Here is a 16,075-nt window from a genome sequence, read left to right as displayed (position 1 = left end):
CTTAACCCATCATGGCTATCACAACTGCTACCGGACGCGAGATCCGAGTTCGTTTCTGTCCCTCACCCACCGGCACCCCGCATGTCGGTATGGTACGCACCTGCCTCTTTAACTGGGCCTACGCCCGGCACGTAGGTGGAACTTTCATTTTCCGTATTGAAGATACCGATGCAGCCCGTGATTCTGAAGAGTCGTATCACCAGATTCTTGATTCCCTGCGCTGGCTCGGGCTGGACTGGGATGAAGGTGTAGAGGTGGGCGGCCCGCACGGTCCCTACCGGCAGTCCCAGCGCGGTGATATCTACCGCAAGGTCGCGGCGCAGCTGCTGGAGCGCGGTTACGCCTACGAATCTTTCTCCACCCCGGAGGAAATCGAGGCGCGCCACCGGGAACGCGGGGAGGATCCCAAGCTCGGGTACGACGGCTATGACCGCAACCTCACCGAAGAACAGAAGGCGGCCTACCGGGCCGAAGGGCGCGAACCGGTGCTGCGTATGCGCATGCCCGATGAGGATATTACGTTCACGGATGTTATCCGCGGGGATATCACTTTCCGGGCCGGCTCCACCCCGGATTACGTGATTGTGCGCGCCAACGGGGATCCGCTGTACACCCTCACGAACCCCATCGATGATGCCCTCACGGAAGTGACGGACGTGCTGCGCGGGGAAGATCTGCTTTCTTCTACGCCGCGCCAGATCGTGCTCTATCGCGCCCTCGAAGAACTGGGAATCGCGAAGTGGACTCCGCGTTTCGGGCATATGCCTTATGTGATGGGGGAGGGGAATAAGAAGCTCTCCAAGCGTGATCCGGAATCGAATCTGCTTCTCCACCGCGAACGCGGCATGATCCCGGAGGGCCTGCTCAACTACCTGGCCCTGCTCGGGTGGTCATTCTCCGCTGAGCGCGATGTGTTCAGCAAAGAAGAACTTGTGGAGCATTTCGATATCCACAACGTCAACCCGAATCCGGCACGTTTTGATGATAAGAAGTGCGTGGCCATTAATGCGGACCATATCCGCCTCCTTGAGGTGGCGGATTACACCCGGCGCCTGGTTCCCTACCTCAGCGATGTACTCAGTGCTTCCACCTATGAGGAGCTCACGGATCGCGAACGGGAGATTCTTGATGCGGCGGCGCCGCTGGCGCAGACCCGCATGCAGCTGCTGGGAGAGGCCCGGGATCTGCTCGGCTTCCTGTTCGTTGACGCCGCGGGGCTTGAATACAACGAAAAAGCGCTATCCAAGCTGCGCGATTCGGCGCCCGAGGCATTGCGGGGAGCTCGCGAAGCGTTGAGCGGCCTGGATGATTTCACGCCGGAAGCTATCAAGCCCGCTCTTGATGCGGCGCTGGTGGAGGGGCTCGGTATCAAACCGCGTTTCGCCTTCGGCCCGCTTTTCGTGGCGATGACGGGTACGAATGTGTCCATTCCTGTTATTGACTCCATCGCGATCCTCGGGCGTGAGGAAGCGGTGCTCCGAATTGACCAACTCCTAGAGAAAATTTCCGGGTAGTTCAGATACGAACGTGGAGGGCCGCGATGGTGGTATGTACGACGCCGCTGCCGCGGCCCGCCGCGTCTTTTCCCGCGCCGGGAACCTACCTGCGTGCCTGGGGAAGGGCCTGGGAGCGGGTAGGTGCAGGCGCACGTGACTACGCGGGTGCGGGTGAAGCCCTGGGCGCGCGCGTGGGTGAGGGGGCGTGTGACCGGGTATTCTTCGAGCCCCTCACCATGGATGATGGCAGCGTGGAGAGCGTTCCGCGGGTGGGGCTATTCGGTGCTGAAATTCCCCAACCGTCCTGGCCGCTGGCTGAGTTGGGCCGTTTCCAGCGAGCTAACCTGGCGCTGGGCGAGTTCTCTATCCATTTTGCTTTTAACGCGGATATTGAGCGTGTTCTTGCCGCGGATTGGGCGTTGAGCACGGAGGAAGCCGCTGCGCGGGATTGCGTACTCGAAGGGCGCATCCCGCCCGAATGGGAGGTGGGTTTCCGGCCTGCGCAGTTACTCTTCCACGAGGTCGCATTGCCGAGCAGGCGCCGCAGTCACCGTTCGCGCCGCAGCCGTGCTCCGCTTGACTGGGAGATAAGTTCGCAGATCATCGAGATCCTGGGCCCGTCAGATAGTCCGGCGTGCCCGGAGGACTACCTCGCCTTCAGCTACCTCAGCTTCGACGTAGGCGATTTCTTCGCCGGTCACCCCCTCGGTGAGCTCTCCAGCACCTGGTCATTTTTCGGCGACGACGCCGGCGACTACCCCCATTCCAGCCTGGCCCGTACCGCGGTTCCGGATACGGCCGAGCCGGATCCTTCGCGGATCTATCGGATTGTTACCGCGGCTGACTGGGTGAACTTGGTAGAGCGCTATCCGCTCCGGATTCCTCTGGATCGGACATGGAGTCCGGATACTCTCGGTGGTCTGGATACCTACACGGTCAATTGGGCGCGGGCGCGCCGCGATTACGACGCCGTTGACATCACCATCGCCGGGGCCGTGCGCACCATGTTTTCTCCCCTGCCCGCGTGCGATGGCTACACAATGCTGACCGGTTGCACGCCGGGTTCCCGCATCTGGCTGCGGGTACCGGAAGTTTTGCGGGAGGAAGCTGGGCGGCAGGGGCGCGTGCGTGAATGGTAGCTGCAGGTTTCGGCCTCGCTTATGCGGGTGCAGTTAGAGCGGGTGTGCTGCGTGAACCGAGGCCGGTTGAGAACGTGGTGCGTCACACGTTCAGCGGATTTGCCAGCTCGAGGAGATTCCACTAAGCTTTTTATTTGTCGTCCTCGGGAGCGTAATGATTCTGAGGTCCACACCCTTGGGGTATGGTGTAATTGGCAACACAGGTGATTCTGGTTCATCCATTCTAGGTTCGAGTCCTGGTACCCCAGCGATGATGCTTCTAGCATCCTCATAGGCCCCGTTCGTCTAGCGGCCTAGGACGTCGCCCTCTCACGGCGGTAACACCGGTTCAAATCCGGTACGGGGTACAGCACAAGGCGGGAAAGCTTCGGTTTTCCCGCCTTGAGTCGTCTCGCCGCGACGATGCGAATGACGTTTTCAGCAACCGAAATGAACGGTATTTTTGTTGTCATTCCAGGGGGGAAAGCGCGGGTTGGAGACATCATTTTTCCATTAACTCCCTATTTGCACAGCGCAATGTTTCGATTAGGCTGGGGTCATACGGATGGAGGTGTCACCACATGATTATCCGAGGAAGCTATACAAGTCTCGACCAAGTGCTCGCTCGTCAGAACGAGATTTTGGACGAACTACGCACCACCCGCGAGGACTATAACGAAAGAGCGGAAAACTACTGGATGAACGACAAAGAGGCTGCACTACGTCCAGAGTTTGAAGCGCTCGAAGGCTTTGTGGAGTTTTACCGCGAAGAAGAGCTGAAGGAAAAAGAACTTGCAGCGGTCGGACGTTCTTAGTGAAAAGGTGCAGCAATTCGCCGGCGATATCATCGGAGTCGCACTGCTATTTGATGATAACTTCACCTTCGTAACGGACGAAGCAAAGGGCTATCGGCAGTCGACTCAGCGCATACAAGGGACTGTTGGTATCCAGTTGGATCATATGCGCCTGTATCTGGAACTCGACTACAGTCTCTTTCTCTCTCACCTTGAGCAGTTTTTAACGGTGGGGCAGTCTAGTTTTATATTGCGACTGCACTCGAAAAGAAGCGAACCCATGATTCGATGGGGCCGTAGGCGGCAAGGGCATTATGCAGCGCACCGCACCCTTGCTACCGCCCGCAAGAATGACGGATCGCGCATGAGCCGGGTTTCCCATTCCCCGCGCCCCGCCCCACTATCCTCGCGGGCCGGAGTAAAGACCACCTGGATTGCCGGGCCGGCACATTCCTCCAACGCGCTAAGGTACGCGTGGCGCAAGTCCCCGTAACTATCCGCGGGGAACTCCGGCGGGAAGAAGACGACGTCGTCCGGAAGTAGCACCCCAAGAGCATCAGCACGTTCCACGCGCCGGGCGTGCGCAGCCGCGACTTCCGCATCGGTACCGGAGTTCGCGTGCCACCCGGAGCCCTCCCCGGCACCCGCAGCACGATCCGCCAGGTAACGCGAGGCGGCAAGGAGTGGATCGCCCCGACGCGCGTAACGCAGCGGCACGCCAACGCGCGCGCAAAACTCCAAGGCACAATCAATAACCAGGCCGCGTCCGCGAAAATCGTAACCGTAACGCGGCCCCGCAATCCCCGCGGGGCGATACCCGCGATCCTCCATCCAGGAGAATTGCGCCGCTAATTCCGCGAGGATATCTTCGTGCACGAGTGGCGGGGGAGCGGCGTTTTTTTCCGCGGATAGGTAGCGGCCGGCGCGGTCCGTCAAACTTGAGGCATGTGCGGCGACGGCGCGCCACGGCGCCCCGGGCCCCTGTGAACTAATGGCGAAACTGAGCAAAATCCGCCCGGGATCGATGCCGACGGCCGCCAAAGCCCGCAGCGCATGATCTGCCGCGGGAGCGGCAACCAGGAGCGTGGCGCAGCTGGCATGCCCGCGTTCAAGCATCTCAATAATGAGGTTGTTCAGCGCACGATTGCGCCCCAGTCCATCGGCGCACACCGCGACGGTGCGGGCCGATGAGCTGGGCTGGGATGCAATCATGTCGCCAAAATATCCATTTCACGTTACCGAAATATGAACAAAAAATGAATGGGAGTCCGCGCGGTGGCTGCGCGGGATCGGAAGCGTTAGTATTCGAGGTTATCGCGCCCGGGCAGCCAGGTGTTCCCCTTCTTGCCCCAGCCGTGCTCACGCTTAGCACGTTTGGCAGCGGCTTCCTCGCGCCCCGTGAGCCGATCCACGTACAAATGCCCGGTGAGGTGGTCATATTCGTGCTGGAGAATACGAGCGAACCACCCGGTTGCCTCGATTTCGTAATGCTCGCCCTTTTCGTTTTGCGCCCGCAGCAAAGCGTGCGGAGAACGGGCCAGGGGATACTGTTCGCCCGGGAAGGACAGGCAACCTTCTTCGAAAGGCTCTTCATCCGGATTCACAGGTTCAATAAACAGCGTGGGATTAATCGCGACGCCGCGTTCGGGAGCCTCATCCTGATCGGCGTAAACCCACACGAAAATCTGCTTGCCAATACCGACCTGCGGCCCGGCCAGCCCGACTCCGGGAGCCGCCACGGTGGTCTCATACATATCTTCGACCAGCTGTGCCAGTTCCTCGTTAAACTCCGTAATGGGTTCGGCCGGCCGATGCAGAACAGGATCGCCGGTGATGTAAATAGGAAGAATAGCCATGCTTTAGTTTAAGGCCCGGGCGCGCCCAGGCAAAGAGCATTCCGTTCCGCGTGCTTTTTCTGTCGGAGGTGGGCGCTAAGCTGACGCTAGGAAAAGGAACGACGGCGCACCTACCCGCCGCGGGTGGGATGCTCAATCAATGGAACTCCGCTGTGGGGCATCTTCCGTAAGAAAGTGAGGGCTTATGCGCATCGCGCTCGTCTCGGATTGCTTCCTCCCGCGCCTGGGCGGGATCGAAGCACAAACTCGCGATCTTGCCCTAGCCTTACAGGCCGCCGGCCACCGGGTGTTGGTGATCACCGCCACCCCGCGTGATACCCCACCGGTTCCCGGGATCCCAGAAGATCGGGATATCGTGGCGGGTATTCCCGTCCAGCGCATTACTTCAGCGCTCTTCGGTAACCTCCCGGTATCCCCGGGGCACGGCGCCCAGCTGCGTGCTTCTATGCGCGGGGCGGATGTGGTGCATATTCAAGCCGGAGTTGTTTCGCCTTTTGCCTGGGCGGCTATGCGCATCGCCGCGGCGGACGGCATCCCCACTACCGTTACCTGGCACTGCGTATTGGATCCGGTGGAAAAGCTGCTTGCCCCGCTGCGCCGGGTTACGGCGCGTGGCGTCGTCCATAACGCGGTATCCACGTGGGTGGCCGGGCAGGTCCACCGGGCAGTAGGTGGTGAAGTGAAAGTTATTCCCAACGGTGTAGATCTGGGGGAATGGCGCACGGTTGCCGCCTACCGGCTCGCACATCTGGGCACTCCCGCGGCCTCGCATACGCTCGGGGTGGCTGGCGTTGCCGGGGGAGCTGGCACTGCCGGGGGAGCTGGCACTGCCGGGGGAGCTGGCACTGCCGGGGCTGCGGGCCGGAAGAATCACCCCGGCTCACCAGTGGAGGTTGTGGCCGCCCGGCGTCTGGCCCCGCGCAAACGCAACGCTGCCCTCATTGACTGTGTGGCAGGTGCGCGCCAGCTGACCGGGCGGGATATCCACCTCACGATTTACGGGGATGGCCCGTTACGCTCCCAATTGGAACGGCGCGGGCGCGCCTACGGGAATCCGGGTCCCGGGGAAGGTTGGCTTCATCTTCCCGGTCGCACGGATCGGGCCGGCCTCATGGATGCCTACCGGCACGCGGATATTTATCTCACTAGCTCGCGCCGTGAGGCATTCGGCATTGCCACCCTGGAAGCGCGGGCAGCCGGGCTGCCCATTATTTCTCCGGCGGGCACCGGAGCTGATGATTTCCTCGAGGATGGGCGTTCAGCACTCCTGGCAGAAACGGATGCGGATATGATCGCGCAGCTGGCCCGCCTGGTAGAAGATACTGCGCTGCGCACCCGCATGGCCCACCACAATGCAAGCGTGGCGCCCGGATACGGCTGGGAGGAGGTGATTCCTCTGGTGCTGGCCGAATATGACCGGGCTATCCGGAACAGCGGCGGGCGGCGTTAGGTGGCTACTCGTTAATACCTTCGGTTGTTTGAAGAACATCGGTGAGGCGCCCGGCTGCGGCCACCACCGCTGCGGAATGCACCCGCCCGGGCTGGCGGCCCATCCGCTCCAACGGTCCAGAAATTGATACGGCGGCAATAACCCGCCCGCTCGGCCCGCGCACGGGCGCGGAAATAGAAGCCACGCCGGCCTCGCGTTCGCCCACACTTTGCGCCCAGCCACGCCGACGCACCGCGGAAAGATTCGTGGCCGTAAATGAGGCACCCTGCAACCCACGATGTAATTGATCGGGTTCCTCCCAGGCGAGCAGCACCTGGGCTGCCGAGCCGGCTTTCATTGAGAGGGAAGCGCCCACCGGGATGGAATCGCGCAGGCCCATGGTGCGTTCGGCATTCGCCACGCAAATACGCTGGTCGCCCTGGCGCCGGTAGAGCTGAGAAGATTCCCCGGTATGGTCGCGCAGCGCGATGAGTACCGGATTTGCCGCGGCGATGAGCCGGTCTTCACCGGTGGCGGAGGAGAGCTCGCCCAGGCGTGGCCCCAAAGAAAAACGCCCTTCGTTATCGCGGGAAACGAAACGGTGATATTCCAGGGCGACGGCCAGGCGATGCGCCGTCGGCCGCGCTAAATGGGTGGCGGTCACCAATTGCGCTAGTGTTTGCGGGCCCGCCTCGAGAGCATCGAGCACGGCGGCAGCCTTATCGAGAACGCCCACACCACTTCCCTCCGGGGCGGGCGCAGGCTGAGCGTGAGGAGAATCAACCATACCGAAATTTTCTCATCTCAATAAGTGAGATGCAAATGTCCACACTGTGGTGCCGCGCGCAGTGCTGCGGCTTCGGGGTACGTGGCGAAAACCGCTGCGGATTGCTGTGGAGTTCCGTGGTTGCTGCATGGCGCTAGTACAATGTCCGCATTGTGAGAATTTCGTCTTGCCATGTGGACGAAACTCGGTAGAGTGATCCGCGGACCACCGCAACCGATCACCGTTGGAAAAGTAAAAAGTAACCGCAAGAAGAACCCGGGAAAAGTTCCCGGGAGGGAAAGAGGAGGTGCAGGGATGGGGCGCACGCTCGCGGATAAAATCTGGGACGCCCATCTGGTACGGCGTGGCGCGGAAGGCACGCCCGATCTTCTTTACATCGACCTGCATCTCATCCACGAAGTGACCAGCCCGCAGGCCTTTGACGGGCTGCGTCTGGAAGGGCGGCCGGTGCGCTGCCCGGATCGTACCGTCGCCACGGAGGACCACAACGTTCCCACCATTGATATTGATCGTCCCATCGCGAATACCACTTCGCGTAAACAGGTAGAAGCGCTGCGCGCTAACGTCGCGGAGTTCGGCATCCCCATTTATTCGCTAGGGCACGCGGATCAGGGAATTGTGCACGCCGTTGGCCCCCAGCTGGGCCTGACACAACCGGGTATGACGATTGTGTGCGGGGATTCCCACACCTCGACCCACGGCGCTTTCGGCTCCATCGGGATTGGTATCGGCACCTCGGAAGTTGAGCACGTCCTCGCCACCCAAACCCTGCCTCTCCAGCGCTTCAAAAATATGTCGATTACCGTCAACGGCACTCTGCGCGAAGGGACAACCGCGAAAGACATCATCCTCGCCGTCATCGCCAAGATCGGAACGAACGGAGCAGCCGGGCACATTATTGAATATCGCGGGGAAGCAATCCGAGCTCTGTCCATGGAAGCGCGCATGACGATCTGCAATATGTCTATCGAGGCCGGGGCGCGCGCCGGCCTCGTTGCCCCGGATGCTACCACGGTGGAGTATGTGCGCGGGCGCCCGCACGCCCCGCGCGAGGATGCCTGGGATGCCGCGGTAGCCTACTGGTCCACGCTCTACACAGATCCGGATGCGCATTTCGATACAGAAGTGGTTCTGGAGGCCTCCGACATTGAGCCTATTGTCACGTGGGGTACTAATCCCGGGCAGGGGGTGGCGCTGTCCGGCGTCGTTCCTCATCCGGAAACACTGCCGGAAGAAAAAGAGCGCCAAGCAGCGCGTGAAGCCCTCGACTATATGGATTTGCGGCCGGGCACGCCCATGCGCGATATTCACGTGGATACCGTCTTCATCGGTTCGTGCACGAACGGGCGCATTGAAGATCTGCGTTCGGTGGCCGCGGTGTGGCGCGGGCGCCACAAAGCCAAAGATGTGCGCGTCATGATCGTGCCGGCTTCGGCGCGGGTACGCCTCCAAGCCGAAGCCGAAGGGCTGGATGAAATTTTCCGGGCTTTCGGTGCTGAATGGCGCAACGCGGGCTGTTCCATGTGCCTGGGCATGAATCCCGATCAACTCACGCCCGGCCAACGCTGCGCCTCGACGTCGAATCGTAATTTCCGCGGTCGGCAGGGCCCGGGCGGGCGCACCCACCTCGTTTCCCCGCTGGTGGCTGCCGCTACCGCGGTCACCGGCCATATTTCCCATCCCGCCGACCTCACGCCGGTGGCTGCTCTCGCCCCGGTTGCGGGCGCGGGTACCGTATCGGCCGCGGTTCATGCCGCACCGGCCGCGAGCCGCGCCGCCCGCTCGTAGAACGTAGAAAGAACACACCCGTGGAGATTTTCACCCAGCACACCGGCATCGGCGTTCCCCTGCGCGAAAGCGCGGTCGATACCGATCAAATCCTGCCTGCCCGCTACCTCAAACGCATCACCAAAAGCGGGTACGAGGACGCGCTTTTTCACGAACGGCGCAAAGACCCCGCTTTTATCCTCAACCAGATCCCGTACGCGGCCGGTTCGATTCTGGTGGCCGGGCGGGATTTCGGCACCGGTTCCTCGCGTGAACACGCCGTGTGGGCGCTGCGCGATTACGGTTTCCGTGCCGTTCTCAGCCCGAGGTTCGGTGATATTTTCCGCGGCAATATGGGAAAACAGGGCCTGGTTGCAGGGCAAATTAGCGACGACGCCGCCACCCGGCTATGGGAACTCTTAGAAGAAAAGCCGGGCCGGGAGCTGACCGTGGACCTAGAAGCTCGCGAAGTGTGCTGCGCGGATACCACCTACCCCTTTGAGATTGATCCCTACACCCGCTGGCGCCTTATGGAAGGCCTGGATGATATTGCCCTGACCTTGCGTGATATCTCCCTCATTGAGGAATACGAAGCCCGCCAACCGGGTTTTACCCCGCGTACCCTGCCGCAGCGGCACCTTCCTGAGGTGCCGGTACAGTCGGCGCGCCTGGATCCAGATTCGCCGGTATAAGGCCACCCGCGGGGTGGCGCACCCCACCCGGATATCCTCATAACTCCGGAAACCGGCCGCGGGCCGGTATGCTGGCTGGGTACCTGTGACACGCGAGAAAGGCGGAGAGTATGGTGTCCCAACTTGTGGTTCGCGGAGGAGTCCCCCTGAGCGGTGAGATTACTGTGCGCGGCGCAAAGAATTTTGTGTCGAAATCCATGGTTGCTTCCCTGCTCACCAAAGAAACGTCCGTGCTGCGTAATGTGCCGCAAATCCGTGACGTCACCGTGGTTTCGGAGCTGCTGGGCCTGCACGGTGTGGCGGTCAATTACCAGCCGGAAGCCGGAACCGTGGACATCACCCCCGGCGATATTCACCTGCCTCACGACCCGCACGAAGTGAATGCGCTGGCCGGTTCCTCACGTATCCCCATTCTTTTTGCGGGTCCGCTGCTGCACCGCCTGGGCGAAGCGTATATTCCGGACCTGGGCGGCTGCCATATCGGCTCGCGGCCCGTTGATTTCCACCTGCGTGTCCTGGAGGAATTCGGCGCGAAGCGCGTGCAGGAAGAAACCGGAATGCACCTGGTGGCGCCCAAGGGCTTGCGGGCCAAGCCGGTGCGCCTGCCCTATCCCTCGGTAGGGGCTACCGAACAGACTCTCCTCACGGCCGTGATGGCGGAGGGAGTGACGGAGCTCTCCAATGCCGCGGTGGAACCCGAGATTATGGATCTCATCGCGGTGCTCCAGAAAATGGGCGCGATTATTTCCGTGGATACTGATCGTGTTATTCGCGTGGAAGGCGTGGATGAACTAGTTGGTTATTCGCACACCTCGCTACCTGACCGCATCGAAGCGGGATCCTGGGCGGCGGCGGCGCTAGCCACCGGCGGGGATATTTTCGTACGCGGGGCCGAACAGCAGTCGATGACGTCCTTCCTCAACCTCTTCCGTAAAGTCGGCGGCAAATTCGATGTGCGTGACGAGGGCATCCGCTTCTGGCACCCGGGTGGCGCCCTGCAATCCGTATCTTTTGAAACAGATGTGCACCCCGGTTTCATGACCGACTGGCAGCAGCCGCTCGTCGTCGCCCTTACCCAGGCCGAAGGCATGTCCATCGTCCACGAAACCGTCTACGAAAACCGGTTCGGCTTCACCGAAGCGCTGCGGGATATGGGCGCCAATATCCAGACCTATCGCGAATGCTTGGGCGGGCACGAATGCCGTTTCGGGCAGCGTAACTTCTACCACTCGGCTGTTATCCAGGGACCCACCCCGCTGCGGGCCACCGATATTGTGGTTCCCGATCTGCGCGGGGGATTCTCCCACCTCATTGCCGCACTGGCGGCCGAAGGAGAATCGCGGGTATCCGGGGTGGATATTATCGACCGTGGCTACGAAAAGTTCCTGGATAAACTCCAGGCCCTGGGAGCGGATGTTACGCCGCTGGACGCCTAGTTATTGGCAACGTCAATCTAGTTATTGGCAACGTCAATAACGACCCGTTTGGGGCTCTCCAGTACCTGAACCCGGTAGGGGCGATCCTTATCCAGCCCGATATGCACCTGGTGCATGCCTTCAAAAGCGTGTTCCACATGAACACCCTGGACCGCTTTCGCACCTCCGAGGTTTGCAACGGAGAGATCCGCAGCCTGAGATGGATCTTCCGGGTAGGTGACCCCGGAAATGCTCAGGGTGAGGAAACGCTTGCCCGGAATATCTAGGGGGCGCCCGGAACCATCCTGAATGGCTTCATCTCCGAAGAAACTGAACCATTCCAGATCGGCGTCGCTGTCATATTCCACGACCACGCGATCCCAACCCTCATGGCCGGCCACCCGCACCGCGGTGGGCACCGCGGAATTCTCGGTCAGCTTGGGATAATTCGGTGATTGCGAGTCCCCTTCAATAAAGCCCTTGAGGGAGGCTTGCGCGTCCTTGGGTGTAAGGCTGGGGGACTGGCTGGCCGCCGGAGCCGAAGCTGAGGCGCTCGGGGTAGTGGGCGCGGTGGAAGTATCGCTCACCGGGGCGCCTTTCCCGGTCCCGGAGCAACCGGCCAGCGTGAGGGCGGCAGCGCCTGCGAGCAGGAGAAACGACTTCATTGTGTTCTGTGTCATATGTTTACTGTAGTAGGCCGCGCCCGGGTTTGTCACCTTGCCGCGCGCCCCGGCGTACTACCCTGGGTACAGCACTGAGTAGAAAGGTGTCCATTCGTGGCCACACATCACGTCGCCCTCATCTACGGGGGCGTGTCCGGAGAACACTCCGTCTCTTGCCTGACCGCGGCTTCTGTTTTGGGAGCCATCGACCCGGAGCGCTACACCGTCATCCCCATCGGAATCACCACCGAAGGAATCTGGGTTCCCATGAGCACAGAGGAGGTGGCAGCCGGTGCGGAAGTGAAGTATCGCGGGGAACGCGTGCTGGCAGATTTTGGACCCGGAGGCGGTTTCGTGGTGCGCGGGGAAGCCGGCACCTCACGCAGCCTCGGGCCTATCGACGTCGCCTTCCCGCTCCTGCACGGTCCCTTCGGTGAAGACGGCACCATCCAGGGCACCTTCGAAATGATGGGTATTCCCTACGTGGGTTGCGGAGTTTTCGCCTCCGCAGCGGCTATGGATAAGCACTATATGAAACTGGTGCTGGAATCGGCCGGTCTTCCGGTTGCTCCCTATGTACTTGTGGAACCGCAGCGGTGGAACTGTGACCCGGCCGGTGTGCGCGCGGAAGTTGCCGAACGTTTACAGCTCCCTGTTTACGTCAAACCAGCCCGCGCGGGATCTTCGCTGGGAATCACGCGGGTGGCTGAGCTTTCGCAGCTCGACGCCGCCATTGCCACCGCGCGCGCCGTCGACCCCAAAGTTATTGTGGAAACAGGAATCCCCGGCCGTGAAATCGAATGCGCCGTTCTCGGCGGGCGTGGCGGAGCCGCCCCCCGGGCCTCCGTGCTCGGGGAGATCGTGCTGGATGTGCAATGGTATGACTACGCCACGAAATACGTGGCAACCGAGGGGTTCCACATGGAGATTCCCGCGGCTCTCCCGGATGCGGACGCGGAGAAGATGCGGAGCCTGGCGCAGCGCGTTTTCGAAGTATTCGAATGCGAAGGCATGACCCGCGTGGACTTCTTCTACACCGCCACCGGGGCCATGTACGTCAATGAACACAACACAATCCCCGGATTCACGGCGGTGTCTATGTACCCGATCCTGTGGGAGAAAACCGGCCTGAGCTACCGCGAGCTTATTTCCGAACTTATTGACCTCGCCCTCGCGCGCGGGGTAGGGCTGCGCTAAATGGTGGGCAGCCACGAAACTCAGGGGCCGGGTGCCGGTGCGGATGGTACCGGGGGCCGTTTCGCCGGCGGCACTGCCGGGCGGGTGCCCGGACCGCTGGTACGTGACCTGAGCGAAGCGGAGCTCCTCGCCCGGATTGTCCCGCTACTCCCGCGCGGAGAAACAACAATCGTTCCTAGCGGGGATGATAGTGCCGTGCTCGGCCTGAGCGACGGTCGGGTCACGGTCTCCACCGATATGCTCGTGGAGGGGGTGCATTTTCGGCGGGATTGGTTCAACGGACGCGATGTGGGGTGGCGGGTCGCCGCCCAAAATATCGCTGACGCTGTTGCGATGGGGGCGCGGCCGCGTTCCCTCGTGGTCGCCATGGAGCTGCCGGGGGATGTTCCGGTGGCTTGGGTAGCGGATATCGCGCGCGGGCTTGCGGAATATTGTGGCCCGCTCGGGTGTGGGGTCGACGGCGGAGACCTCGTGAGCGGGAGCCATATCGCCATCAGCGCGACTATTCTGGGCGATCTAGAAGGACGCACCCCGCTGCGGCGCTCGGCGGCAGCACCAGGGCAGCCGCTTATCCACTGCGGGAACCTCGGGCGTGCAGCCGCCGGTTTTGAACTCCTCAACCGCGGTTTTGCACCGGATCGGGGAGCTTTCCCGGATGCCGCAACCCGTCTCATGCAGGATTTCCTGCGCCCGCGCCCGCCTGTCCCCGCGGTGCTCAGCGCGGTGCGCGCCGGATTGCGCGGGGCGATGATGGACGTTTCTGATGGTTTGATTCGTGACGCCCAGCGTATCGCCGCTGCCTCCGGGGTACATATCGATATTCATTCCGAAACTCTGAACCGCCACGCTCAGGATCTTCTTGAGGTGGCCCGCCACCTGGGGCGTTCGGACCCGCTCGAGTGGGCTTATGACTGCGTTCTTAGCGGTGGAGAGGACCACGGTTTTCTCGCCACCATGGACGTGAGCCCGGAACGAGCCTGGGGGGCGCGCATCCCGCATCTCCCGGAAGGATTTAGCCTTATTGGAACAGTGGAAGCCGCGCATCCGGCTGGTCTGGTCACCGTGGACGGGCGAGCCTGGAATCGGGGGAACGGCTGGGATCATTTTCGCCGCACATCACAAACGTTGAATTAGGGTGGAACCGTAATAAAATTCTTTTTGCGCGAAATAGGGACGTTTTCCCCTGGATTGTTATGCTGCCGCTCGTAAAAATAGAAAGTGGTGCGAGGCCCGCACCGCGTTAACTGGGAGCAAGGGTGCTCCCGCTGAAATAGGAGGAAAAAATGCGAGCAGCGACAGTTCGAGAACCCTCGGACGGCTACGTTGACATTAAGGACGTTGAACTGCGTCCCATCAAGGCCAACGAAGCACTCGTCGATATCGAATACTGCGGCCTGTGCCATACGGATATCCACGTGGCGCTCGGCGATTTCGGTGACGTGCCCGGCCGCATTATTGGCCATGAGGGCGTGGGCGTTGTGGAACAAATCGGTGAGGATGTCACCTCGCTGAAGGTCGGTGACCGCGTTTCGGTGGCCTGGTTCTTCCGCGGCTGCGGTCACTGTGAATACTGCGTGACCGGTGACGAAACCCTGTGTCGTAGCGTGGAAAACGCCGGCTACAGCGTTGACGGTGGCATGGCGGAAAAGTGCATCGTGGTGGCTGACTACGCCGTCAAGGTTCCCGATGGGTTGGATCCGGCCGAAGCTTCGTCCATTACCTGCGCGGGCGTGACCACCTACAAGGCTCTCAAGAATGGCAATATTCGCCCGGGGCAGTGGGTGGCTGTGTACGGCGCCGGCGGGTTGGGCAACCTGGCTATCCAGTACGCCAAGAATGTGTTCCGCGCCCGCGTGGTTGCCGTGGATATCAACGATGACAAGCTGGAATCGGCAAAGAAGGTCGGCGCGGACCTCGTGGTGAATTCCTCGGATATCAACTCCGGGGAATGGATCCAGAAGGAAGTTGGCGGCGTGGATGTTGCGGTGGTAACCGCGGTATCCCAGGTTGCTTTCGGCCAGGCTGTGGATGCGATGAAGGCCGCCGGTACCGTGGTGTGCGTGGGCCTTCCCAAGGGCACCATTGACCTGAATATTCACCGCACCGTTCTGGATGGCATCAAGGTGGTGGGCTCCCTCGTGGGCACCCGCCAGGACCTGGCTGAAGCCTTCGACTTCGGAGCCCAGGGCCTTGTCAAGCCGATTGTTGCTACCCGCCCGCTCGATGACATCAACGATATGATCGACGAAATGCTGGCCGGCAAGATCGAAGGCCGCATGGTTGTTGATTTCAAGAAGTAATATCCGTCAACGTCGCCTGACTAGTTAAACTGGAAGGCCGCACATCGCTAATGGATGTGCGGCCTTCCTGTGCTGGCTCTGGCTAACTCACGGGAGTGAGCCAGAACTCAGCGAAGCCACAGTACTTAGGCGGCGCGCTGCACCTTGCCGGCCTTGAGGCACGAGGTGCACACGTTGAGGCGCTTGGGGGCGCCCTTCACAAGCGCGCGAACACGCTGAATATTCGGGTTCCAGCGGCGGCTTGTACGCACGTGCGAGTGCGAGACGCTCTTCCCGAAGCCCGGGTGCTTGCCGCAGACGTCACAAACAGAAGCCACGGTGTTCTCCTTCGGTTGATCATGGATCCGCTCGCGCACCTGCCGCTGTTCGGTAGATACACCTGAGCGCATAGGAAAATTACAACTCCACTAGTATAGCGGTAAGCGGCTTACTTGCCAAAGGCTCCCTCCGTGGCGTAGGGCACGTGTAGCGGGGGCGGCGTCGTCGCCATCAACAATAATGCAGGGCCGTAACGTTGCGGGTGCGCACCACCGGCACCACCGTGAGCAGTGAGAAACAGCGT

Annotated in this window: 15 protein-coding genes and 2 tRNA genes; 12 read left to right on the top strand and 5 right to left on the bottom strand. The window is 61.3% G+C overall.

Annotated elements, in window-relative coordinates:
• Positions 1-11 precede the first annotated feature (11 nt).
• From gltX to ACRQEG_RS02055, 5 genes are all read left to right on the top strand, one after another.
• Positions 12-1,514 carry a glutamate--tRNA ligase gene (gltX, locus tag ACRQEG_RS02075; protein WP_126135537.1) on the top strand — a complete coding sequence of 501 codons (1,503 nt, stop codon included), beginning with the start codon at positions 12-14 and terminating at the stop codon, positions 1,512-1,514.
• Between the two features lie 26 nt (positions 1,515-1,540).
• Positions 1,541-2,635: a hypothetical protein gene (locus ACRQEG_RS02070; protein WP_274733808.1), complete on the top strand. Its 1,095-nt coding sequence runs from the start codon at positions 1,541-1,543 to the stop codon at positions 2,633-2,635.
• Positions 2,636-2,811: 176 nt separating this feature from the next.
• Positions 2,812-2,883 (top strand) — tRNA-Gln (locus ACRQEG_RS02065).
• Between the two features lie 26 nt (positions 2,884-2,909).
• Positions 2,910-2,982, top strand: a tRNA-Glu gene (locus tag ACRQEG_RS02060).
• Positions 2,983-3,195: 213 nt separating this feature from the next.
• Positions 3,196-3,429 (top strand): hypothetical protein, encoded by a 234-nt coding sequence (locus ACRQEG_RS02055; RefSeq protein WP_274733806.1) that lies wholly within the window; start codon positions 3,196-3,198, stop codon positions 3,427-3,429.
• 291 nt (positions 3,430-3,720) lie between these two features.
• On the opposite strand, the gene ACRQEG_RS02050 is transcribed toward ACRQEG_RS02055, so the two are convergent.
• Both ACRQEG_RS02050 and def read right to left on the bottom strand, forming a co-directional pair.
• Positions 3,721-4,620, bottom strand: coding sequence for a ChbG/HpnK family deacetylase (locus tag ACRQEG_RS02050; RefSeq protein ID WP_274733804.1), 900 nt, complete (start codon positions 4,618-4,620; stop codon positions 3,721-3,723).
• Positions 4,621-4,706: 86 nt separating this feature from the next.
• Entirely contained in the window at positions 4,707-5,264 is a 558-nt protein-coding gene (gene def, locus ACRQEG_RS02045) for a peptide deformylase (RefSeq protein ID WP_126134559.1), read from the bottom strand.
• A gap of 184 nt (positions 5,265-5,448) precedes the next feature.
• Between def and ACRQEG_RS02040 the strand changes: the two genes are divergently transcribed.
• Positions 5,449-6,714, top strand: coding sequence for a glycosyltransferase family 4 protein (locus tag ACRQEG_RS02040; RefSeq protein ID WP_274733801.1), 1,266 nt, complete (start codon positions 5,449-5,451; stop codon positions 6,712-6,714).
• A gap of 4 nt (positions 6,715-6,718) precedes the next feature.
• On the opposite strand, the gene ACRQEG_RS02035 is transcribed toward ACRQEG_RS02040, so the two are convergent.
• A complete protein-coding gene (locus tag ACRQEG_RS02035; protein WP_051278627.1) occupies positions 6,719-7,480 on the bottom strand; it encodes an IclR family transcriptional regulator in 762 nt (253 codons plus the stop codon).
• Positions 7,481-7,774: 294 nt separating this feature from the next.
• On the opposite strand from ACRQEG_RS02035, the gene leuC reads away from it, so the two are divergent.
• From leuC to murA, 3 genes are all read left to right on the top strand, one after another.
• Positions 7,775-9,268, top strand: coding sequence for a 3-isopropylmalate dehydratase large subunit (gene leuC, locus ACRQEG_RS02030; RefSeq protein ID WP_274755659.1), 1,494 nt, complete (start codon positions 7,775-7,777; stop codon positions 9,266-9,268).
• 20 nt (positions 9,269-9,288) lie between these two features.
• A complete protein-coding gene (leuD, locus tag ACRQEG_RS02025; RefSeq protein ID WP_274733795.1) occupies positions 9,289-9,939 on the top strand; it encodes a 3-isopropylmalate dehydratase small subunit in 651 nt (216 codons plus the stop codon).
• Positions 9,940-10,049: 110 nt separating this feature from the next.
• Positions 10,050-11,375, top strand: coding sequence for a UDP-N-acetylglucosamine 1-carboxyvinyltransferase (gene murA, locus ACRQEG_RS02020; protein ID WP_274733793.1), 1,326 nt, complete (start codon positions 10,050-10,052; stop codon positions 11,373-11,375).
• A 17-nt stretch (positions 11,376-11,392) separates the two neighbouring features.
• Here the strand turns inward: murA and ACRQEG_RS02015 are convergent, their stop codons facing one another.
• Positions 11,393-12,034 (bottom strand): AMIN-like domain-containing (lipo)protein, encoded by a 642-nt coding sequence (locus ACRQEG_RS02015; RefSeq protein WP_274733791.1) that lies wholly within the window; start codon positions 12,032-12,034, stop codon positions 11,393-11,395.
• A gap of 96 nt (positions 12,035-12,130) precedes the next feature.
• Here ACRQEG_RS02015 and ACRQEG_RS02010 point away from each other — a divergent pair, with 96 nt between their 5' ends.
• From ACRQEG_RS02010 to adhP, 3 genes are all read left to right on the top strand, one after another.
• Positions 12,131-13,213: a D-alanine--D-alanine ligase family protein gene (locus ACRQEG_RS02010; RefSeq protein ID WP_274733789.1), complete on the top strand. Its 1,083-nt coding sequence runs from the start codon at positions 12,131-12,133 to the stop codon at positions 13,211-13,213.
• Positions 13,214-14,347, top strand: coding sequence for a thiamine-phosphate kinase (gene thiL, locus ACRQEG_RS02005; protein ID WP_274733787.1), 1,134 nt, complete (start codon positions 13,214-13,216; stop codon positions 14,345-14,347). It abuts the gene before it with no gap.
• Between the two features lie 149 nt (positions 14,348-14,496).
• Entirely contained in the window at positions 14,497-15,513 is a 1,017-nt protein-coding gene (gene adhP, locus ACRQEG_RS02000; RefSeq protein WP_126134551.1) for an alcohol dehydrogenase AdhP, read from the top strand.
• Positions 15,514-15,638: 125 nt separating this feature from the next.
• On the opposite strand, the gene rpmB is transcribed toward adhP, so the two are convergent.
• Positions 15,639-15,830, bottom strand: coding sequence for a 50S ribosomal protein L28 (rpmB, locus tag ACRQEG_RS01995; protein WP_016442917.1), 192 nt, complete (start codon positions 15,828-15,830; stop codon positions 15,639-15,641).
• Positions 15,831-16,075 lie beyond the last annotated feature (245 nt).

Origin of the sequence: Actinotignum stranguriae, from assembly GCF_051265215.1 — a bacterium.
GTDB lineage: Bacteria > Actinomycetota > Actinomycetes > Actinomycetales > Actinomycetaceae > Actinotignum > Actinotignum schaalii_C.
This window is presented reverse-complemented; position numbering and strand designations above follow the sequence as displayed.